Source organism: Collinsella sp. LCP19S3_B11 (assembly GCF_052121915.1).
Taxonomy (GTDB): domain Bacteria; phylum Actinomycetota; class Coriobacteriia; order Coriobacteriales; family Coriobacteriaceae; genus Collinsella.
In genome coordinates, this window is the sequence record NZ_JBQKDI010000070.1 from 1 (window position 1) to 325 (window position 325).

At 75.4% G+C, this 325-nt stretch carries 1 pseudogene; it reads left to right on the top strand.

The features are described from left to right. Nucleotides 1-10: 10 nt before the first annotated feature. Nucleotides 11-325, top strand: a pseudogene (locus ACTQV4_RS10420) (IS21 family transposase); the annotation flags it as partial.

Here is a 325-nt window from a genome sequence, read left to right on the forward strand (position 1 = left end):
GAGGCACGGCATGGACCGGCACACGGTCGCCAAGTACTGGCGGGAGGGCGAGTCCGCCGCCGACGGGAGGTCCGCGAGGGGCAGCGCCTTCGACCCGCTCGAGGAGGTGATCCGCGCGAAGGCCCAGCTGCCCGGGATGACCAAGATGGCCGTCTACGCGTTCCTGCGCGAGGGCCGCGGGGAGGGGCTGCCCGGGTACGGCGCCTTCACCGCGTGGTGCCGGGCCCGCGACGTGCCCTTCGGGGGCGCGGGCGGCCGCGAGCCGCACCCGCGGTTCGAGACGCCCCCGGGCAGGCAGCTGCAGTTCGACTGGAAGGAGGGCATG